The organism is Amycolatopsis acidicola, from assembly GCF_007713735.2.
GTDB classification, from domain to species: domain Bacteria; phylum Actinomycetota; class Actinomycetes; order Mycobacteriales; family Pseudonocardiaceae; genus Amycolatopsis_E; species Amycolatopsis_E acidicola.
Genome location: NZ_VMNW02000080.1, coordinates 23273 through 42488, shown reverse-complemented (window position 1 = coordinate 42488; position 19216 = coordinate 23273). Strand labels below are relative to the sequence as shown.

Below are 19216 nucleotides of genomic sequence, written 5' to 3'. Positions count from 1 at the left end.
CATGCACCCTCCGCCGTCCGCCGCGGCACCACCTCCCAGCACCCCCGCGACCACGCCCCCGCAACCGCACCCCACTCCCACCGCACCGCCGCACCGCCGCACCCAACCGCAGCGCACCGCCGCACCTCACCGCACCGCCGCACCCCAGCGCACCGCCCCGCTCGATTGCCTTCCATCCGTCTGTTCTATAAGTTGTAGAACATGCTCCTGAGTATCGACCTGACCGGGGAAGTGCCGATCTACCAGCAGATCCGGGACCGTGTCGTGGAGGGGATCGCGTCGGGGGAGCTTGCCGAGGGGGAGGCGCTGCCCTCGACGAGACAGCTGGCGGTGGACCTCGGCATCAACTTCCACACCGTCAACAAGGCCTACGACCTGCTGCGCCGCGAAGGGCTCCTCGTGATCAACCGCAAGAGCGGCGCCATCGTGCGAGCACGGACAACCCCGCAGTTCACCGCCGAATGGCAGGCCCGGCTGAAGACCCTTCTGGCCGAAGCCATCGCGCACGGCCTCGACGAGCGAGAAGTGCTTGAGCACTGCGGCACCGCGCTGCGAACGTTCGAGCCGGCGACGAGGTGACTCGGCGATGCTGGTGTTCCGCGACCTGATCGGCCCTCTGCTGATACTGGCCGCGGCCTGGGCCATGCCGTCCGTGGTGAAACCGACCGTGCCGTTCGGCGTCCGGGTGCCCGCCGAGCGAGCGCACGACCCGCTCATCGAGGAACAGCGCCGGATCTACCGGTGGTGGGTCGGCACCGCGGGGATCGTTCTCGTCCTTTCCGGACTCGTGCTTTCCCTTGTCACACAACAGATCCTGGTGTCGCCGATCATCACGGTCGCGCTACTGGGCGTCGTCGCGCCGGGGTACGTGCACGCGCGGGCCACCATCCGCTCGGCGAAACAGCGCGAGGAGTGGTTCCAGGGCAAGCGACAGGTCACCGTCACCGATACCAAGCGGCACACCGAACCCACCCCGTTCCCCTGGCTGTGGGCGCTACCCGCGGTACTCCTCCTCGCGGCAACCGTCGTATATGGCGCGGTCCGCTACCCGGACATGCCCGCAACACTCGTGCTGCACTTCAACGCGTCGGGACAGCCCGACCACGAAGCAGCGAAGTCCCTGTCGAGCGTCTTCGGAGTGGTGTTCCTGCAAACCGGGCTGACCGCGTTGTTCCTCGGCCTGGCCTACGCCTTGCCCAGGCTCAAGCCGGACCTCGACCCCACCCGGCCGCGAAGCAGCGCCGACCAGCACCGTCGCTTCACCTCCGGAATGGCGCGCGCCCTCTTGGTACTCGCGGCGTGTCTCAACGTCTCGTTGGGCCTCGCGTCGTGGCAGATCTGGCGTGGGGCCGCCGACTTCCCGACGCTCCCGGTGGTCCTCCCGACGCTGCTCGGCGCCGCAGGCCTCCTCGTGTTCGGCCTGCGCTACGGCCAGTCCGGCAACAAACTCCCCACCGGCGAGGAACCCGCGAACGACGCGACCGAGCGCGACGACGACCGCTACTGGAAGCTCGGCCTGTTCTACGTCAACCGCGACGACCGAGCCGTCTGGGTCCCGAAGCGCTTCGGCATCGGCTGGACGGTCAACCTCGGCAACCCGGTCGCCGTCGCCGCATCGGTCCTGCTCATCGCGGCCTGCATCGCGCTCCCAGCGCTGGTCCGCTGAACCCGGTCGCCCGTAACACACACCACAAGCGACAATGGAGGACGTGACCGCCACCCTGAGCAAACCCGCCCTGAAGATCGGCCCCTACCAGGTCGATCCGCCGGTGGTGCTCGCGCCGATGGCCGGGATCACCAACGTTGCCTTCCGGCAGCTGTGCCAGGAGTACGGCGCAGGCATCTACGTGTGCGAGATGATCACCGCCCGCGCCGTCGTCGAGCGGCATCCCGGGACCATGCACATGATGACCTTCGGGGCCGCCGAAAAGCCCCGGTCCATGCAGCTCTACGGCGTCGACCCGAAGACCATGGCGGAGGCCGTCCGCATCATCGTCGGCGAGGGGCTCGCCGACCACATCGACTCCAACTTCGGCTGCCCCGTCGCGAAGGTCACGCGCAAGGGCGGCGGCGCCGCGTTGCCCTACAAGCGCCGCCTGTTCGGCAACATCGTCGCCGAATCGGTGAAGGCCGCGGAGTCGGCCGGGGTGCCGTTCACGGTCAAGTTCCGCATCGGCATCGACGACGACCACCACACCTTCCTTGACGCGGGCCGCATCGCCGAGGCCGAGGGCGCCGCCGCCGTTTCCCTCCACGCGAGGACGGCGTCGCAGCGTTACTCGGGCCAGGCCGACTGGTCCGCGATCGCGCGGCTCAAGGAAGCCGTGCAGACCATCCCGGTGCTGGGCAACGGCGACATCTTCACCGCCGACGACGCCCTGCGGATGATGGCGCGGACGGGCTGCGACGGGGTGGTCGTCGGCCGCGGCTGCCTCGGCAGGCCGTGGCTCTTCGGCGAACTCGAAGCCGCCTTCGCCGGCCGCGAGGTCCCGCAGGGCCCCTCGCTCGGCGAGGTCGCGCGCGTGCTGCGCCGTCACGCCGAGCTGCTCGTGCAGCACGACGGAGCCAAGAAGGCCATGCGTGACCTGCGCAAACACATGGCCTGGTACTTCATGGGCTTCCCGGTCGGCTCCGACCTGCGCCGCGCCTTCGCGATGGTCTCCTCGCTCGAGGAGCTGGACGAGCTGATCACCAAGCTCGACCACGACGCGCCTTTCCCCGCCGACGCGCTCGGCCCCCGCGGCCGTCAGGGTTCGCCGGGGAAGGTCACGCTGCCGCACGGCTGGCTCGAGGACCCGGACGACGACTGCGTCCCCGAGGCCGAGGACATGCATTCCGGGGGCTGATTTCCGGGTTCGCAGTAAGGGTGAATCCGGATGTCCGGGGCGCGCCGCGCTGCCAGGTTGAAACGCATGACTTCCACCCGCAATGCGTTTCTCGCCGCGTCCTCCTGCATGTTCCTTTACGGCGTCATCCGGCTGATCGGCCGCATGGACGGCCAGTACGGCCCTGGCCTCGATTGGCAGCTGGCGCATTTCGCCAACCTCGCCGGTCTGCTGCTGTTCCTCCCCGCCGTACTCGGCGTCGGCCGGGAGCTGCGCGGCGTGCCGGGCCGGACCGTCGCCGTCGTGGGCACGCTGATCGGGATCTTCGCCTCGATCGTCCAGTTCGTGGTCGACATCGTGGCCGGGCTGCTGGCCTCGGACAAGGCGGATCTGAGCAGGCTGACCGGGAACTTCCAGGACCTGCCCGGATTCGACGTCTTCTTCTACCAGTTCGGGCCGCAGCTGATGTACTTCGGACTCCTCGTGCTGATCGCGATGCTCGCGTGGACGCGGAAGCTTCCGTGGTGGAGCCTGGTGCTCGTGTTCGTCGGGGTCTGCTTGCCCGCCGTGACGCTCAACCTGCTGCCAGTGGCCGCGGCCTGCCTCTTCATCGCCTACCTTCCGCGCGCCAGGAGCCTCGTTTCGGCGTGATCTTGCCCGAATTCGGGCAGGAAACTTGCCTGAACCCGGGTTCGCCTGGAACTGTCGGGGCATGGATCAGCAGCTGGTCCGTCATGTCGCCGGGTCCACGGGCCTGCCGGCGCCGGTCGCCGAACGAGTCATCGCGGACGTGATCGCGTACTTCCGGGAGACGACCGAGGAGTTCGTGCGTCGCCGGCACTCGGAGTTGCGGAAGCGGGGGCGCCGCAACGCCGAGATCTGGCGGATCGTCGCCGCGGAGCTGGCCGAACGCCCGGTGGGCGCGGGCGAGCTGAGCGAGCGCCAGCTGCGGCGGATCGTGTACGGCTGAAGGGAACACACATGTGCGGAATCGTCGGGTACGTCGGCGGGCGGCGCGCCACCCCGGTGCTGCTCGAGGGGCTGCACAGGCTCGAGTACCGCGGTTACGACTCGGCCGGGCTCGCCGTCGCGAACCGCAACCGGCTGAAGGTCACCAAGGCCGCGGTCCGTGTCGACGAACTGCGTGACCTGGTCGAGGAGAACCAGCCGGCGACGACGGGCATCGCGCACACCCGCTGGGCCACGCACGGTGAGCCGACCGACGCGAACGCGCATCCGCATCTCGACACCGCCAAGCGGATTGCCGTGGTGCACAACGGAATCATCGAGAACGCGGGCAGGCTCCGCGCCCGGCTGACCGCCGACGGCGTGGAGCTGGTGTCCGAGACCGACACCGAGGCGCTCGCCCACCTCATCGCGGCCGCGCTCGCCGACGGCGCGCCCTCGCTGGAGGAAGCGGTCCGGCAGACGTTGCGCGAGGTCAACGGCGCGTACGGGATCGTGGTGCTGGACGCGCAGAACCCGGGTCAGCTCGTGGTGGCGCGCAACGGAAGCCCGATCGTGCTCGGCATCGGTGACGGCGAGATGTTCGTCGCGTCCGACGTCGCCGCGCTGGTGCGCTACACGCAGCGCGTGGTGTACCTCGACGACGGCGAGCTGGCCACGATCACCGCCGACGACTTCGTGACCAGCACCCTGCAGGCGCACCGGACCGCGAAGACCCCGATGACGGTGGACCTCGACGACTCCGACTACGACCTCGGCAGTTACGCGAACTTCATGCACAAGGAGATCGCGGAGCAGCCCGAGTCGGTGCGGCGTGCGCTACTGGGCAGGCTGGACGACAGGTTCGGCACGGCAAGGCTCGGCGGATTGAACTTCGACCCGCGGGACCTGCGCCGGATCAGGCGCGTGAAGTTCTTCGGCTGCGGCTCGGCCTACTACGCGGGACAGCTGGGCGCGAACCTCGTCGAGGAGTGGGCGAGGCTGCCCGCCGACGCCGAGCCGGCGTCGGAGCTGCGCTACCGGAATCCGGTGGTGGAGGAGGACACGCTGTACGTGGCGATCAGCCAGTCCGGCGAAACCGCGGACACCCTGGCTGCCGTGCAGGAGCTGCAACGCAAGGGCGGCAAGGTCATCGGCGCTGTCAACACGGTGGGCAGCGCCATCGCCCGCGAATGCGGCAGCGGCGTTTTCCTCCATGCCGGACCGGAGGTTTCGGTCGCGTCGACCAAGGCGTACACGAACATGACCGTGGTGTTCGCGATGCTCGCGTTGTCACTGGGCCGGGTGCGTGACCTGTCGGTTTCGGACGGCAGCCGGATCGTCGCGGCGCTGGATTCCTTGCCGCAGCTGATTTCCGAGGTGCTGGACGGGGAGGACGCGATCTCCGAGGTCGCGAAGGAACACAGCGGCGCGGAGCGGATGTTCTTCATCGGGCGGGTGCGCGGCTGGCCCGTGGCGCGTGAGGGAGCGCAGAAGCTCAAGGAGATTTCGTACGTGCACGCCGAGGCGTACCAGGCGGGCGAGCTGAAGCACGGGCCGCTGGCGCTGATCGACCCCGCGATGCCTTCGGTCGTGATCGTGCCCGACGACGAGCTGCTGTCGAAGAACATCAGCACGATCGAGCAGATCAAGTCCCGCGGTGGCCCGGTGATCGCGCTGACGAACGCGGAACTGCCCGATGGGCTGGCGGATTCGGTGATCCGGGTTCCACGCAGCGAGCCGGAGGTGGACCCGATCCTGTTCACGATTCCTTTGCAGGTCTTCGCTTATCACCTCGCGCACCACCTGGGGCGTGACATCGACAAGCCGCGGAACCTGGCCAAGAGCGTGACGGTGGAGTAAGCCCTAGCCGAGCGAAAACCCGCGCTCGACCAAGGCCGCCTGGAGGCGGGCGAGCGCCTTGGGGCCCATGCCGTGCAGTTTCTTGAGCTCGGTCGCCGGGACCTTGTTCAAGTGGGCCAGCTCGGTGTACCCGGCCGCGTGCAACGCTCGCGTCGCCGGTGCACCGATGCCTTTGGGGAAATCCTCGCTCATCGCGCTCTCCTCCGCCTCGGCCTTCGACCGTACCCGGCGAGCGTCCCGGCACCGGGAGGCTGCTCCGGCGAGTTCCTTTCCCGCGGCCCGCGCATACCGCACACAGCACGCATGGCACATCTGCCGAACAGGCGAAGTCTGCCCTCGGTGTTGTCGCGCACAGTCACCACGTCCCGGGATGGCCCGCCTCGAGGTGGGAGCAGCGAACACGCCCTGTCGCCACCGCGGCCGCCGTCTGTCCTTTTCGGACACCGCGCGTCGTCCCGGCATGTCATGTCGGCGGTGGGCAATGTGAAACCACACCCACGGTTTCGCGGTGATCATCAGACGCAATTCGCTATTCACGGAATGCTTTTAGGCCGATCGTGTAGTGCTGAAAACAATGGCGCCGGGCCCGTATGCGCGAGGTATCCCTGCCGGTATGGTCCTCGCCTGGACAACGACTCGAATCGCCGATGGATACATCCTCGGCTCATTTTTCCTTCCACACCAGATGAACGTGGACCGCGTTCATGAAACCGTCGCGCCCGCGGCGGAGAGAGACTGATAAGTGGACTTCGACGCACTGGCCGGCGAATTGCGCGGTCTTCGCGAAAACGTCGCCGGGGTGACCCACACGCTGGTGGCCGCGGTCGACGGGATCCCCATCCTCGTCGATGCCGCCGCGGCCATCGATCCCGCCAAGATCTCCGCGCTCGCCGCCGCCGACCTCGGGATCGCGCGCCAGGCGTCCGAGATCGCCGGCCAGGGCTCGCTGCATCAGACGGTCGTGTTCAGCAGCGATGGCTATATGGCCGTCTACGCCATCGGCAGGCACGCGCTGATGGTGGTGCTGGGGGACAAGGGCCTGAACGTGGGACGCCTGTTGTTCGAGACCCGGCCCGTCATCGAGCGGATCACCTCGATCCTCGGCGCCTAGCCGGCAGACAAATCCTTTTCGCAGGAGGAAAACACACCATGATGAACATCGATACCGCGCTCAAGGAAGCCATGTCCATCACCGGCGCCATCGGCGTCGCGCTGGTCGACTACGAAAGCGGAATGTCGCTCGGCACCAGTGGCGGCGGCGATTGGCTCGACCTGGAGATCGCCGCGGCAGGCAACACCGAGGTCGTGCGGTCGAAACTGCGGGTGATGTCGTCGCTGCAGCTCAATGACAACATCGAGGACATCCTGATCACGTTGCACCGCCAGTACCACCTGATCCGGCTGCTGAACACGGTCGGTTCGCGGAACTCGATGTTCCTGTATCTGGTGCTGGACCGGGAGCGGGCGAACCTGGCGCTGGCGCGGCACTACCTCAAACGGATCGAATCCGACCTCCAGGTGTAGCCGCGCCCGCACAGGAGGAGGCGGCGATGGCCGCAGGCGGCTCGGAAGCCGCGCTCGTCGTCGGCTCGGCGTTCATGCGTGATCTCGGTTCCCTGTTCCCGGTCGCGATGACCCTGTCCGGCGACGAGCTGGTGTTCACATTCGTGTCGTCCTGCGCGTCGTCCGACGAGGTCGAACAGTGGGTCCGGGAGCGGTCGGGGGCGCTCCTCGCCGGGCGGGTGCCCCGCTTCTTCGCCGACCCGGAGCAGCGGCGGATCGGCGTCGAACTCGCCGGAACGCGGATCGGGGCGCTGATCCTGCTCGCCGACGAGGTGGCCGCGGGGCAGACGGACGCCCCGCACCGCGGCCGATGGCAGGACCAAATGCCTTATGCGGTAAGGATTGCGCTGGACGAGCTGGCCCGGATGCTTTCGCGGTGCCACCACCGCACCGGCGGCGCCGTTCCGCTGATCGACCTGAACCTCGAATACCGGCGGGATCAGGACTACCAGGCGCGGCTGGGTCACGTGGACGCGAACATGCGCCCGTACATCGCCCCGGTCCGCCCGACCTTGACCCTGCACTGGCGCTCAGCGACTTCGGGACAGCGCAAGGCATTCCTCGATGAGCTGCTCGAAGGCGCCCCCGGCCGCAACTGGCTACGCCGCCGCCGCACGGTGCGCCTCATGGGGCTGGAGCTGGAGGTTGCTCCGTGATCGGGGGTGTCTGAAGTGGACGGTCTGCGAGCTACGATGCTGCAGCCGTGAGCAGCGAGGAAAGCCAAGCCCCTGCGAAAATGCGTGAGGCTGCGCATCAGCTCCTGAAAGCGCTTCCCGATGAACGCGTTTGAGCGTGCTCCGACAGTTCTCCGAAGCCCCTGAACCCAAGCGGCGTTTTCGGACGGTCGGCGTGTTCGACGCCGAACCCGACCGGGGAAGGCGTCACTCGTAAGTCTCCCCAACCGAGGTGATCTCCTCGCGGCGCGGGTTCACCCCTGCCGGGCCGGGTGGTGCCGGTCAAGGGCGCTTCGCGGCCTTCGGCAGACCCTTGACCGGAACCGCACTTCCCCTGATCTCTGAAGCGGTGTCGGGGTTCGGGGCGGAGCCCCGGCCGCCGGCGGCATAGCGACCGCACAACGAAGCCCGGGCCGGGTCGAGAGCCCTCAGCACGCGTGCCCACCGCCCCGAACGACGAAGGCCCAGGTCCACAGTAGACACTTCATGACCTGGGCCTTCGCGCAGCAAGAGCGGATGACGGGAATCGAACCCGCGTATTCAGCTTGGGAAGCTGATGTTCTACCATTGAACTACATCCGCAGCACCGAAGAGCATACACGGTGCCTCCATCTCCTTTCACACCAGGTGCTTGACGTGTCGGCGCGAACTGACAACACTTGTTGTCATGGAAGACCCCGAGTTGTTCCGCCACGGTGGTTTCCGGCTCGCGGCGCGGCTGGCCGGGGCCGGCGACATCCGTGGCACCGACGAGCAGGTCGCGAAGTTCCGCGAGTTCGCGCAGGCGGAGGACCCGCTGGCGGACGCGGTCGTGGCGATGATCGAGCGGATGCCGGGCGGGCACGGGCGGCACCTCTTCGAGCAGGCACTCGAGCACGGCATCGACCACCTCCAGGACCCGCCGGCCGAGCTCGTGAGCTTCTTCCGCGCGGCCGAGGCCACTCCCTACTGGGTCGACGGCGCCCGGATCGAGCGCGGGGCGCGGGCGATCACGCGCACCGGGCTGCTCGGCCTCTTCCCGCTCGGCGACATGTCGCTCATGGGCGGCTACCTCGCCTCGCGCGCGACGAAGCCGCTTGTCGGGACCGGCGAGATCGAGCACATGGCCGGCCGCCGCCTCGTGGAAACCGCCGCATGGTGGATCACCGTGACCACACCGGGGCAACTCCAGCTCAAGAAGTCCGGCTACGCCTCCGCGCTCCGCGTGCGGCTCGTGCACGCGCACGTCCGCGCCGCCATGAACCGCCGCGGCGACTGGGACTACGCGGCCTGGGACAAGCCGGTCAACCAGATCCAGACGGTCGGCACACTCCTCCTCTTCTCGCTCGTCTTCGTCCTCGGCACCCAGCTCCTCGGCGTCCGCTACACCGAGCGCGAGCGCGCCGACATCCTGCATCTTTGGCGTTATGTCGGCTGGCTGATGGGCATCGACGACGAGCTCCTCCCGGCCACCGAGCAGGACGCGTGGCGGCTGCTCTGGCTCCTCGCCGCCACCGAGTTCATCCCCGACGAGGACTCGAAACGCCTCGCCAAAGCCCTCCTCGTCACGCACGAGGCGATCGGTTACGGGCGCGGGCCGCTCGGCAAGGTGCTCTCGCACATCTCCGTCCGCGTGCACAGTTCCATCAGCCGCCTCGTGCTCGGCAAGAGCAACGCCGACTTCCTCGAACTGCCCAACGACCCGCTCGCACAAGGCGCCGTCCTCACCGCGGCCGCGGTCAACTTCGCCGCGGAGACGGCATTGGGCCACCTGCCCGGGGTCAACGGCCTGCGCGAGCGGCTCGGCGCCGCGGAACGCCGGCACTACGTCGCACGCCTCGGCAAGGTCTTCCAGCTCGACCCGACTTATGCCCGCCACATGCGCGCGGCTTAGGCTGCTCGGGTGCTGCTCAGTGACCGTGACCTCCGCAAAGAAGTCGAAGCCGGCAGGCTGGGGATCGAACCCTTCGACTCCGGCATGGTGCAACCGTCGAGCATCGACGTCCGGCTGGACCGCTTCTTCCGGGTGTTCGACAACAGCAAGTACACCCACATCGACCCGTCGCGCCAGCAGGACGAGCTGACGTCGCTGGTCGAGAAGGAGGGCGACGACCCGTTCGTCCTGCACCCCGGCGAGTTCGTGCTCGCCTCCACCTTCGAGCTCCTCACCCTCCCCGACGACCTCGCCGGCAGGCTCGAGGGCAAATCCTCGCTCGGCAGGCTCGGGCTGCTCACGCATTCCACGGCAGGCTTCATCGACCCGGGCTTCTCCGGCCACATCACCCTCGAGCTCTCGAACGTCGCGAACCTCCCGATCACGCTGTGGCCGGGCATGAAGATCGGCCAGCTCTGCCTGTTCCGACTGTCCAGCGCCGCCGAGTTCCCGTACGGCTCCGCTGAAGTCGGCTCCCGCTACCAGGGACAACGCGGCCCGACACCCAGCCGCGCCTACAAGAACTTCCACCGCGTCGACACCTGGCGCTGATCCCAAACCCACCCGACCCGGTGAAACATCTCACCCCATTGGTCCGGCATGGACTGGACCATTCCAGGGTTTACTCCGTTCGGAGGCTTTGAACGGAGCAAGGGAGCAAGGGGTCGTGAGTTCAACCACGGCCGGGGAGCGAGCCGGCCAGCAACATCTCGCCCACGTCGTGTTCATCGCCGGAGCCGCGGCGGTCGGCGGGTTCCTGTTCGGGTATGACAGCTCGAACATCAACGGTGCCGTGCTCGGTATCCAGCACCATTTCCAGGTCGGGGACGGCGTCACCGGGCTGACCGTGTCCAGCGCGCTGATCGGTTCCGCCGTCGGCGCCTGGTTCGGCGGCCTGCTGTCCGACCGGATCGGCCGCATCCGCACGATGCAGCTGGCCGCGATCCTCTTCCTGATCAGCGCGCTCGGGGCGATGTTCCCGTTCAGCGTGTGGGACCTCGCGATCTGGCGCGTGATCGGCGGGATCGCCATCGGTATCGCGTCGGTGATCGGCCCGGCCTACATCGCCGAAGTCGCGCCACCCGCTTACCGGGGCAGGCTTGCTTCACTGCAACAGCTGGCGATCGTGCTCGGCATCGGGGTGTCCGCCCTGGTCAACTGGGTGATCAAGGCGCTGTCCCCGGTCGGCGCGGACGGTTCGCACGACCTGAACGCCTCGACCGGCGGCCTGGAGGCCTGGCAGTGGATGCTCGGCGCCGCCGCCATCCCCGCGATCGTCTACTTCGTGCTCGCCTCGATCATCCCCGAGTCGCCGCACTACCTGCTGTCCATCGGCAAGACGGAGCGCGCGAGGAAGGTGCTCGCCGACGTCGAGGGCGGCGACGTGGACGCCAAGCTCGAGGACATCAGGCGCGGCCTGCGCACCGAGAAGAAGTCCAGGGTGCGCGACCTCATCGGCGGCAAGCTCGGCCTGCTGCCGATCGTCTGGGTCGGCATCGCGCTGGCGGTGTTCCAGCAGTTCGTCGGCATCAACGTGATCTTCTACTACAGCGACACGCTGTGGCACTCGGTCGGCCAGAACACCGACTCGCTGCTCATCTCGATGGTCAGCCCGGTCATCAACATCATCGGCACCTTCATCGCGATCGCCTTCATCGACAAGGTCGGCCGGAAACCGTTGCTGCTCATCGGTTCCGTCGGCATGACGATCGGGCTGGCGGTGGCCGCCATCGCCTTCGGCAACGCGCAGAAGGTGAACGGCGACCTGTCCCTGCCGGGCGCGTGGGGCCCGGTCGCGCTGGTGTTCGCGAACATCTTCGTGATCTCGTTCGCGATGTCGTGGGGCGTGATCCTCTGGGTGATGCTGGGCGAGATGTTCCCGCTGCGCATCCGCAGCGCCGCGCTCGCCGTCGGCACCGCCGCGAACTGGGTCGCCAACTGGGCCGTCACGGTCAGCTTCCCGAGCATGGCCGACTGGAACCTGTCGGTGACCTACTGGATCTACGCCGCCTTCGCGGTGCTCTCGATCCCGTTCGCGCTCAAGTTCGTCCGCGAGACCAAGGGCACCGCGATCGAAGACGTCAGCTGACGCGGGCCCGCCCGACGATCGCCTTCGTGTCCACAGTGGACGGTAACGTGCCGAAGGCCACGCCCCAGTCGCCACCGAGACGCGACGCGCAGAACGCGTCCGCCACGGCGGCTGGGGCGTACCGCACGAGCAGGGAACCCTGCAGCACCAACGCCATCGACTCGACCAGCCGCCGCGCGCGGTACTGGATGTCCTCGAGGTCGGTCAGCTCCTTGCGCACCCGCCCGATCGCGTCGTCCAGCCGCGAATCGGCCCCGGCGGCCAGGTCGACCTCGCCGAAGAACGCCTCCACCGACTCGGGCTGCTTGCCCATCGCGCGCAACGCGTCCAGTGCCGCGACGTTTCCGGAGCCCTCCCAGATCGAGAGCAGCGGGGCCTCGCGGTAGAGCCGCGGCATCCCGGACTCCTCGACGTAACCGTTGCCGCCCAGGCATTCCAGCGCTTCCGCCGTATGCGCCGCACCCCGTTTGCACACCCAGTACTTCGTCACCGCCAGCGCCAGCCGCCGGAACGGGAGCTCGTCCGGGTCACCGGTCGCGGCCGCGAGCCGCATCGCCACCGTGGTGGCGGCCTCCGACTCGACCACAAGATCAGCGAGCACGTTGGCCATCGCGGGCTGGTCGATCAGGTTCTCGCCGAACGCCCGCCGGTGCGCGGCGTGGTGGGTGGCGAGCACAACCCCTTGGCGCATCAGGGAAGTACTGCCGAGCACGCAGTCGAGCCTGGTGTTGTTGACCATCTCGATGATGGTCGGCACCCCGCGCCCCTCCTCGCCGACCAGCCAGCCGACGGCGCCGTCGTACTCGATCTCGGACGAGGCGTTGGACTTGTTGCCGAGCTTGTCCTTCAAGCGCTGCAAGAAGATCCGGTTGCGGGAACCGTCGGGCAGCACCCGTGGCAGCAGGAAGCAGGACAGCCCGCCGGGCGCCTGCGCGAGCGTCAGGAACAGGTCCGACATCGGCGCCGACGTGAACCACTTGTGCCCGGTGAGCACGTAACTGCCATCGCCAGCGGGCTTCGCCGTGGTGGTGTTCGTGCGGACGTCGGAGCCGCCCTGCTTCTCGGTCATCGACATGCCGGCGATGAGCCCGCGCTTCGTCGTCGGCACGCGCAGGCCGAAGTCGTACTCCGGCGAGGCGAGCAGCGGCTCGTACGTGGCGGCCAGCTCGGGGCTGAAGCGCAACGCCGGAATCGCCGCGTACGTCATGGAAATCGGGCACACGTGGCCGCCCTCGGCCTGGTTCCACACCAGCACCTTCGCGGCTCGCGCGGCGTGCGCGGCCGGGCGTTCGTCGCGCCACGGCGCCGCGTGCAGGCCGTGCCCGACCGCGACGGTCATCAGCTCGTGCCAGTACGGGTGGAACTCGACCTCGTCGATGCGGTTGCCGTAGCGGTCGTGCGTATGCAGCACCGGCGGGTTCTCGTTGGCGACGCGGCCCCATTCCTGGCCTTTCGCGCTGCCCGCGAGCCGGCCCAGCTCGTGCACCTCGTCCTCGGCCCAGCCGGCGCCGGCGCGGCGCAGCCCGTCGAGCAGCGCCGCGTCGTCGGCGACGTCGTAGTCGACGAGCGGCGGGGCCTGGTTGGTGACCTCGTGGGTGTCGGTCATTCGGAACCTCCCAAAGCACGCAGGATGAAGGTGCGCAGCCCACTGACCGCGCCGGTGTTGTCCGTTGTCAGCGGACCGATCAGGACTTCGGCCGCCGCGCCGACGAGAGCGGCGGCGGTGAGCGTGGCGTCCTGCGCGGGCAGCTGGCCCGCGCGGACCCCTTCGCCGATGTGGCGGGCGACGACGTCGCGGAACATCCGCCGGAACACGATGCGCTCGGCCTCCACTGGCGCGTCGACCGGCTCGGCGAGCAACGCGTACGCGCGCCGGGGCGCCTTCAGCGCGCGATTGGCGAAGGTCTCGAACACCGCCGCGACGCGCTCGACGGGATCACCGGGCAGCTCGGCGGCCTTCGTGACCGCCTCGACCTCGCGGTTCACCACGCCGCGGAACAGCTCGACGACGAGCTCGACCTTGCCGGGAAAATGCCGGTACACGCTGCCCGTGGCGATGCCCGCCTTCTCCGCCACGGCCGCGACCGAGCAGCCCGCGTAGCCGCGCTCGGCGAGCAACTCACCGGCGGCGTCGAGGATCGCGGCGCGCTGGGCGTCGAGCCGCGCCTGGACCTGAGGGGTGCGTCGGTAGGGCACTCAAGAAGTGAAGCACTGATTCACTTCTTCACGCAAGGCGGCTACTGGAAAGCACGCCCGTACCTGGCCAGCACCGCGGCGCGCAACTCCGGATCCGTCCGCGGCACCGGCTCGATGAACACCTCTTCGACGTCGCTGTAGGCCTGGTGCAGCTCGGAAGCCAGCCGGACACAGGCGCGTTCGACGTCGGCGGCGCCGAGCGAGTCGTCGAAGTCCACGCGCGCGCAGACGAGGATCTGGTCGGTGCCGAGCAGCATCGTCTGCAGATCGACCACCGCCTCGATCTCCGGCGCCCGTGCCAGCGCCTCGCGGATCCCGCGCACCACGACCGGATCGGCCTGCCTGCCGATCAGCAACCCCAGGTTGGTGCGGCCGAGGTTGTAGGCGACGAACACGAGCAGCACGCCGATCGTGATCGACGCGAGCCCGTCCCACAGGCTCGAACCCGTGAGGTGGTGCAGGAACAGCCCGAGGAAGGCGAGCACGAGACCGACGAGCGCGGCCGAGTCCTCGAAGAACACGGCCTTCGGCGCCGGGTCGTCGACGAGGCGCAGGTACTGCGGGATCGACCTGTTCTGCTCACGCGCTTCGCCGCGGACCTGGCGCATCGCCTGCGTCCACGACACGCCCTCCATCAGGAAGGCCAGCACCAGCACGATGTAGCCGACGAGCGGGTTGGTCTGCTCCTCCGGCTCCCCGAACACGGTGGAAAAGCCTTCGTAGAAGGAAAACATCGCACCGGAGGCGAAGATCGAGACCGCGGCGAGCAGCGACCAGAAGTAGCGCTCCTTGCCGTAACCGAACGGATGCACGCGGTCCGCGGGCCGCGCCGAGCGGCGCAATGCCGTCAACAGCAGGATTTCGGTGATCGTGTCGGCGACCGAATGCGCCGCCTCGGAAAGCATCGCCCCGGAACCGGTGATGATGCCGGCGACCGCCTTCATCACGGCTATCGCCAGGTTGACCGCCCCGGCCAGCACCACGGTGACGGTACTTTCGCCCGTCGGCTCTTCCTCGCTCACCCGCCGATCCTAGAGCGAGGTCAAAGCCGTTGCAGCCCAGCCAATACGCGGCGCATCAGCGCCATCGGGGGCCTGCCTTCTGCGGTGCGGGCGGTGCCGTGGATGTGCAGCAGGCCCAGCTCCGCCATGTCCGAGAGCAGCACCCGCGCCACCCCCAGCGGCATGGACAGCCCGGCCGCGACTTCGGCGACCGACTGCGGCGCCGCGCACAACGCGCGCACCGGCTGGTATTCGGAGTTCAGCGCCGCGCCGCTCCAGCGGGCGTCGGCGCGCAACGAAACCATCGTCTCCAGCGCCAGTTCATAGGCGGACTGGGTGCGCCCCTTGGTGAGCACGTACGGCCGGACACGGGGGCCGTCGTCCATCGGCTCCTCGTCCACCCGCGGGCGGGGTCGCGGACGCGGGCTGGGCACCGGCTTCGGCGGAACCGGCTTCGGAGACCTGTCGACCTGCGCCGGGGGATCGGGCGGCGGCTGCTCGTCGGCGAAGCGCTCGAGCTGGCGTTCGGTGGGGAATCGCGCGCCGGAAGGGCGTTCGGGATTACGCTTCTCCAGCTGCGGGCCGGGGGCAGGCTGCTCGTCGGCGTAACGCTCCAGCTGCCGGGCCGAGGGAAAACGAGCTCCGGCCCGGGCGGCGGCCGGCTCTGCTGCCGACTCGCCCTCGGCGGGAAAGCCCATTTTTCGCCCCCGTTCACGCAGGTCAGGTAATCCTCGCCGACGACCTTGGCTTGCGAGATGACCAGGATAACCTGCTTGTCGAGCCCTGCCGGAGCCCCGAAAGCGGGACTCCGGCAGGAAATCGCTTACTTGTCCTCCTCCGGCAACGGCGTTCCGGTGGCCACCTTGTCCGTGGCGACATCCGCCTCGAGCGGGTCGGACCCGGCCTCGGGCAGGTCGGTCGACGCCGACTCGGGCACCGGCTGCGGACGCCGCTTCACCGACTGCAAAAGCAGCTGCGAGACATCCACCACTTCGACCTTCTCGCTCGCGGCACCGTCGTTCTGGCGGGCCGTGACGCCGTCGGTCAGCATCACGCGGCAGAACGGGCAGCCGGTCGCGATCTTCGAAGGCGCGGTGCCGAGCGCCTCGTCGACGCGCTCGATGTTGATCCGCTTGCCGATCTTCTCTTCCATCCACATCCGCGCGCCGCCGGCACCACAGCACATCGACCTGTCGCCGTGCCGCGGCATTTCGCGGAACTGCGCGCCCGAAGCACCGACCAGCTCACGCGGCGCTTCGTAGATCTTGTTGTGGCGGCCCAGGTAGCACGGGTCGTGGTAGGTCACGTCGTCGGCGATCGGGGCCACCGGCACCAGCCGCTTCTCCCGCACCAGGCGGTTCAGCAGCTGCGTGTGGTGCACGACCTCGTACTGGCCGCCGAGCTCCGGGTACTCGTTGGCGAGCGTGTTGAAGCAGTGCGCGCAGGTGACGACGATCTTGCGGTTGCCCTTCGGCCGGTCCTCGAACACCGAGTTGAGCACCTCGACGTTCTGCTGGGCCAGCATCTGGAAGAGGAACTCGTTGCCGGCCCGGCGGGCCGGGTCACCGGTGCAGGACTCCTCCGGCCCGAGCACGGTGTACTTCACGTCGGCGAGGTGCAGCAGCTCCGCGACCGCACGGGTCGTCTTCTTCGCGCGGTCCTCGAACGCACCGGCGCAGCCGACCCAGAACAGGTACTCGGCGTCGCCAAGCTCGCCGTCGAACACCGGCACCTCGAAGTCGAGGTCGTCGGCCCAGGCGAGGCGGTCCTTCGCGTTCTGGCCCCACGGATTGCCCTTGTTCTCCAGGTTCTTGAACATCCCGTTGAGCTCGGTCGGGAAGTTCGACTCGATCATGACCTGGTAGCGGCGCATGTCGACGATGTGGTCGACGTGCTCGATGTCCACCGGGCACTGCTCGACGCAGGCGCCGCAGGAGGTGCACGACCACAGCACCTCGGGGTCGATGACGCCGTTCTCCTCCGGCCCGCCGATCAGCGGCCGCTCGGCCTCGGCCAGCGCCAGCACGTCGATCCCGGCGTGCGGGTTGTCGCCGGTGAGGCCGATCTCCTCACCGGTCATGTCCCGCTTGCCACCGGCCAGCAGGTACGGCGCCTTCGCGTAGGCGTGGTCGCGCAGCTGCGTGATGACCAGCTTGGGAGAAAGCGGTTTCCCGGTGTTCCAGGCGGGGCACTGGGACTGGCAGCGGCCGCATTCGGTGCAGGTGGTGAAGTCCAGCCAGCCCTTCCAGCTGAAGTCCTCGATCTGGCCGGCGCCGAAGACGTCCTTCTCCGGGTCGGCCTCCTCGAAGTCCAGCGGCTTGCCGTCGCTCATCATCGGCTTGAGCGCGCCGAGCGCGACGCCGCCGTCCTTCTCGCGCTTGAAGTAGATGTTGAAGAAGGCGCTGAACCGGTGCCAGGCGACACCCATCGTGAGCTTGCGGCCCACCACGATCAGCCAGATCATCCCGGACAGCAGCTTGACCAGCGCGGTGATCGTGACCGCCGCGGTGCTGGCAGGCAGCAGTTCGGCGATGCCCTTGGTGGCGAAGCTGCTCCACCAGGACGGGTCCTCGATACCGCTGGAGATCTTGAACGCCTTCACGCCGAGGATGCCGAGACCCTCGATCACGACCACGGCCTCGACGAAGTAGGCCTGCCCGAAGTTCGACCCGGCGAAGCGCGACTGCCGGTCGGCGCGGCGCGGGTGGTTGCGCTGCCGGATGATCGCCAGCGCGATCCCGCCGATCACGGTGCCGAGCCCGAGCAGTTCGGTGAGGAACAGCCAGGGTTCCCACGCGCCGATGATCGGCCAGTGGAACTCGGGGTCGAACGTCTCGCCGTAGGCCTCGAACCAGGCCAGCGACCCGATCAGGAAGCCCCACATGACCATCCAGTGCCACGGGCCGACGTGCCGGAACTTGTTCATCCGCGTGTGCGCGGCGAACTCCTTGATCAGCGTGGTCAGGCGTGGCCCGAAGGGACCGTTGCGGGTGGCATCGGGCTGTCCGAGGCGAATGATGCGCACCATCCGCCAGACGCCGGCGACGAACATGATCCAAGCGACGATGCTGATGGCGACGCCGACCACGCCGAGCGTGATCTGCAGAGCACCCATGACCGGGGCCTTTCGTCCAAAGTGTGGTGGTTGATCGGGAGCGTAACGGCTCTTACCGGTGGGTAACCAATCGACGTGACGTACGACTCCCTGGAAAGCGGGACGATCGTTCAGGTACTTTGGCGGTTGTGTCCGCATACCTGCTGCTCGCCTTGGCCATCGCCGCCGAGGTCACCGGAACCGTGTCGCTGAAGCTCTCCGAGGGTTTCTCGAAGCTCGGCCCGTCGATCGTCGTGGTCGCCGGGTACGCGGTGGCGTTCGTGGCGTTGTCCCTGGTCCTCAAGCGGGGGCTGCCCGTCGGCGTGGCCTACGCGATCTGGGCGGCGGCCGGGGTCGCGGCCGTCGCGCTCGTCGGTGTGGTCTTCCTCGGCGAGCGCATCAATCTCACCATGGTCGGCGGACTCGCGCTGGTCATCGGGGGCGTCGTGCTGATCGAACTGGGGGCGGCGCAGTGAAGGCCCAGCGCGACGGCCGGAAAGCGCGCGGCGACCGGCGGCGGCAGGAGATCATCGACGCCACGCTGCGAGTGATCGAGCGGGACGGCGTCGCGGGGGTCACCCACCGGACGGTCGCGGCGGAGGCCGACGTGCCCACCACCTCGACCACGTACCACTTCGCGGGCCTGAACGACCTGCTGATCGCCACGCTCATCTCATGCGCGAAGGACATGGCCACCGAGGTCTACTGGATGATCGACCGCGCCCGCTCGCGCGGCAGCCTCGGCGCGGACGAGGTGGCCGGTCTGCTCGCCGAGGCGCTCGGCCCGCGGCGCGGCCGGACGATGGCGGAGTACGAGCTGTACCTCCTGGCCGCGCGACGCCCGGAGCTGCGGCCCGCCGCGCGGCGCTGGCTGGACGTGCTCACGTCGATGGTCCGGCCGGACGACCTGGTGGCGTTGCGGGCCTTCCTCGCCGGTATCGACGGCCTGCTCATCCAGGGCCTGATCGACGACGAACCGCCCACCGCCGAGGAACTGAAACCGGTGGTCGAGTACCTGTTGCGGCCTCGCTGAAAACTGCCGGAAACACTTGCC

General features: G+C 68.5%; 20 protein-coding genes and 1 tRNA gene. 14 read left to right on the top strand and 7 right to left on the bottom strand.

The window, feature by feature from the left end; genetic code table 11:
* Positions 1 to 201: 201 nt before the first annotated feature.
* The 6 genes from FPZ12_RS35575 to glmS all read left to right on the top strand — a co-directional run bounded on the left by FPZ12_RS35575 (position 202) and on the right by glmS (position 5633).
* Positions 202 to 579 (top strand): GntR family transcriptional regulator, encoded by a 378-nt coding sequence (locus FPZ12_RS35575; protein WP_144753849.1) that lies wholly within the window; start codon positions 202 to 204, stop codon positions 577 to 579.
* A gap of 7 nt (positions 580 to 586) precedes the next feature.
* A complete protein-coding gene (locus tag FPZ12_RS35570) occupies positions 587 to 1666 on the top strand; it encodes a DUF1648 domain-containing protein (RefSeq protein WP_144753846.1) in 1080 nt (359 codons plus the stop codon).
* A gap of 34 nt (positions 1667 to 1700) precedes the next feature.
* Positions 1701 to 2846, top strand: a complete 1146-nt coding sequence (gene dusB, locus FPZ12_RS35565; protein WP_144753843.1) for a tRNA dihydrouridine synthase DusB — start codon at positions 1701 to 1703, stop codon at positions 2844 to 2846.
* 66 nt (positions 2847 to 2912) lie between these two features.
* On the top strand, positions 2913 to 3476 hold the full coding sequence (locus FPZ12_RS35560; RefSeq protein WP_144753840.1) for a hypothetical protein: 564 nt from the start codon (positions 2913 to 2915) through the stop codon (positions 3474 to 3476).
* Positions 3477 to 3537: 61 nt separating this feature from the next.
* Positions 3538 to 3795, top strand: coding sequence for a hypothetical protein (locus FPZ12_RS35555; protein WP_144753837.1), 258 nt, complete (start codon positions 3538 to 3540; stop codon positions 3793 to 3795).
* A gap of 11 nt (positions 3796 to 3806) precedes the next feature.
* Positions 3807 to 5633: a glutamine--fructose-6-phosphate transaminase (isomerizing) gene (glmS, locus tag FPZ12_RS35550; protein ID WP_144753834.1), complete on the top strand. Its 1827-nt coding sequence runs from the start codon at positions 3807 to 3809 to the stop codon at positions 5631 to 5633.
* A gap of 3 nt (positions 5634 to 5636) precedes the next feature.
* On the opposite strand, the gene FPZ12_RS35545 is transcribed toward glmS, so the two are convergent.
* Positions 5637 to 5825, bottom strand: a complete 189-nt coding sequence (locus tag FPZ12_RS35545) for a helix-hairpin-helix domain-containing protein (RefSeq protein ID WP_144753831.1) — start codon at positions 5823 to 5825, stop codon at positions 5637 to 5639.
* A 550-nt stretch (positions 5826 to 6375) separates the two neighbouring features.
* On the opposite strand from FPZ12_RS35545, the gene FPZ12_RS35540 reads away from it, so the two are divergent.
* From FPZ12_RS35540 to FPZ12_RS35530, 3 genes are read left to right on the top strand one after another with little or no spacing between them, the layout of a single operon-like run.
* A complete protein-coding gene (locus FPZ12_RS35540; RefSeq protein WP_144753828.1) occupies positions 6376 to 6744 on the top strand; it encodes a roadblock/LC7 domain-containing protein in 369 nt (122 codons plus the stop codon).
* Between the two features lie 41 nt (positions 6745 to 6785).
* Positions 6786 to 7157: a hypothetical protein gene (locus FPZ12_RS35535; protein ID WP_166463010.1), complete on the top strand. Its 372-nt coding sequence runs from the start codon at positions 6786 to 6788 to the stop codon at positions 7155 to 7157.
* Positions 7158 to 7183: 26 nt separating this feature from the next.
* Positions 7184 to 7852 (top strand): hypothetical protein, encoded by a 669-nt coding sequence (locus tag FPZ12_RS35530; protein ID WP_144753822.1) that lies wholly within the window; start codon positions 7184 to 7186, stop codon positions 7850 to 7852.
* A gap of 529 nt (positions 7853 to 8381) precedes the next feature.
* Here the strand turns inward: FPZ12_RS35530 and FPZ12_RS35525 are convergent.
* Positions 8382 to 8452: transfer RNA gene (locus FPZ12_RS35525), tRNA-Gly, on the bottom strand.
* 85 nt (positions 8453 to 8537) lie between these two features.
* Here FPZ12_RS35525 and FPZ12_RS35520 point away from each other — a divergent pair.
* The 3 genes from FPZ12_RS35520 (at position 8538) to FPZ12_RS35510 (ending at position 11871) form a co-directional block, all read left to right on the top strand.
* On the top strand, positions 8538 to 9743 hold the full coding sequence (locus tag FPZ12_RS35520; RefSeq protein ID WP_144753819.1) for an oxygenase MpaB family protein: 1206 nt from the start codon (positions 8538 to 8540) through the stop codon (positions 9741 to 9743).
* 9 nt (positions 9744 to 9752) lie between these two features.
* Positions 9753 to 10334 (top strand): dCTP deaminase, encoded by a 582-nt coding sequence (gene dcd / locus FPZ12_RS35515; RefSeq protein WP_144753815.1) that lies wholly within the window; start codon positions 9753 to 9755, stop codon positions 10332 to 10334.
* Between the two features lie 115 nt (positions 10335 to 10449).
* A complete protein-coding gene (locus FPZ12_RS35510; RefSeq protein WP_208026131.1) occupies positions 10450 to 11871 on the top strand; it encodes a sugar porter family MFS transporter in 1422 nt (473 codons plus the stop codon).
* Here FPZ12_RS35510 and FPZ12_RS35505 read toward each other — a convergent pair.
* The 5 genes from FPZ12_RS35505 to FPZ12_RS35485 all read right to left on the bottom strand — a co-directional run bounded on the left by FPZ12_RS35505 (position 11864) and on the right by FPZ12_RS35485 (position 18183).
* Positions 11864 to 13477, bottom strand: a complete 1614-nt coding sequence (locus FPZ12_RS35505) for an acyl-CoA dehydrogenase family protein (protein WP_144753812.1) — start codon at positions 13475 to 13477, stop codon at positions 11864 to 11866. The genes FPZ12_RS35510 and FPZ12_RS35505 overlap by 8 nt on opposite strands.
* Positions 13474 to 14067 carry a TetR/AcrR family transcriptional regulator gene (locus FPZ12_RS35500; RefSeq protein ID WP_144753810.1) on the bottom strand — a complete coding sequence of 198 codons (594 nt, stop codon included), beginning with the start codon at positions 14065 to 14067 and terminating at the stop codon, positions 13474 to 13476. The genes FPZ12_RS35505 and FPZ12_RS35500 overlap by 4 nt, the downstream gene beginning before the upstream one ends.
* A gap of 41 nt (positions 14068 to 14108) precedes the next feature.
* Positions 14109 to 15089 (bottom strand): cation diffusion facilitator family transporter, encoded by a 981-nt coding sequence (locus FPZ12_RS35495; protein WP_144753807.1) that lies wholly within the window; start codon positions 15087 to 15089, stop codon positions 14109 to 14111.
* Positions 15090 to 15109: 20 nt separating this feature from the next.
* Positions 15110 to 15766: a DUF742 domain-containing protein gene (locus FPZ12_RS35490; protein WP_144753804.1), complete on the bottom strand. Its 657-nt coding sequence runs from the start codon at positions 15764 to 15766 to the stop codon at positions 15110 to 15112.
* A 125-nt stretch (positions 15767 to 15891) separates the two neighbouring features.
* Positions 15892 to 18183, bottom strand: a complete 2292-nt coding sequence (locus FPZ12_RS35485) for a (Fe-S)-binding protein (RefSeq protein WP_144753800.1) — start codon at positions 18181 to 18183, stop codon at positions 15892 to 15894.
* 128 nt (positions 18184 to 18311) lie between these two features.
* On the opposite strand from FPZ12_RS35485, the gene FPZ12_RS35480 reads away from it, so the two are divergent.
* Together FPZ12_RS35480 and FPZ12_RS35475 are read left to right on the top strand one after the other, a co-directional pair.
* A complete protein-coding gene (locus tag FPZ12_RS35480) occupies positions 18312 to 18638 on the top strand; it encodes a DMT family transporter (RefSeq protein ID WP_144753797.1) in 327 nt (108 codons plus the stop codon).
* On the top strand, positions 18635 to 19195 hold the full coding sequence (locus FPZ12_RS35475; protein WP_144753794.1) for a TetR/AcrR family transcriptional regulator: 561 nt from the start codon (positions 18635 to 18637) through the stop codon (positions 19193 to 19195). The genes FPZ12_RS35480 and FPZ12_RS35475 overlap by 4 nt, the downstream gene beginning before the upstream one ends.
* Positions 19196 to 19216: the final 21 nt, after the last annotated feature.

Excerpts from the sequence above, each read along its gene's own strand:
- glmS (WP_144753834.1), top strand. The coding sequence starts at position 3,807 with ATGTGCGGAATCGTCGGGTACGTCGGCGGGCGGCGCGCCACCCCGGTG.
- FPZ12_RS35505 (WP_144753812.1), bottom strand. The coding sequence starts at position 13,477 with ATGACCGACACCCACGAGGTCACCAACCAGGCCCCGCCGCTCGTCGAC.
- dusB (WP_144753843.1), top strand. The coding sequence starts at position 1,701 with ATGGAGGACGTGACCGCCACCCTGAGCAAACCCGCCCTGAAGATCGGC.
- FPZ12_RS35575 (WP_144753849.1), top strand. The coding sequence starts at position 202 with ATGCTCCTGAGTATCGACCTGACCGGGGAAGTGCCGATCTACCAGCAG.
- FPZ12_RS35520 (WP_144753819.1), top strand. The coding sequence starts at position 8,538 with ATGGAAGACCCCGAGTTGTTCCGCCACGGTGGTTTCCGGCTCGCGGCG.
- FPZ12_RS35490 (WP_144753804.1), bottom strand. The coding sequence starts at position 15,766 with ATGGGCTTTCCCGCCGAGGGCGAGTCGGCAGCAGAGCCGGCCGCCGCC.
- FPZ12_RS35545 (WP_144753831.1), bottom strand. The coding sequence starts at position 5,825 with ATGAGCGAGGATTTCCCCAAAGGCATCGGTGCACCGGCGACGCGAGCG.
- FPZ12_RS35535 (WP_166463010.1), top strand. The coding sequence starts at position 6,786 with ATGAACATCGATACCGCGCTCAAGGAAGCCATGTCCATCACCGGCGCC.
- FPZ12_RS35530 (WP_144753822.1), top strand. The coding sequence starts at position 7,184 with ATGGCCGCAGGCGGCTCGGAAGCCGCGCTCGTCGTCGGCTCGGCGTTC.
- FPZ12_RS35560 (WP_144753840.1), top strand. The coding sequence starts at position 2,913 with ATGACTTCCACCCGCAATGCGTTTCTCGCCGCGTCCTCCTGCATGTTC.
- FPZ12_RS35555 (WP_144753837.1), top strand. The coding sequence starts at position 3,538 with ATGGATCAGCAGCTGGTCCGTCATGTCGCCGGGTCCACGGGCCTGCCG.
- FPZ12_RS35570 (WP_144753846.1), top strand. The coding sequence starts at position 587 with ATGCTGGTGTTCCGCGACCTGATCGGCCCTCTGCTGATACTGGCCGCG.
- FPZ12_RS35485 (WP_144753800.1), bottom strand. The coding sequence starts at position 18,183 with ATGGGTGCTCTGCAGATCACGCTCGGCGTGGTCGGCGTCGCCATCAGC.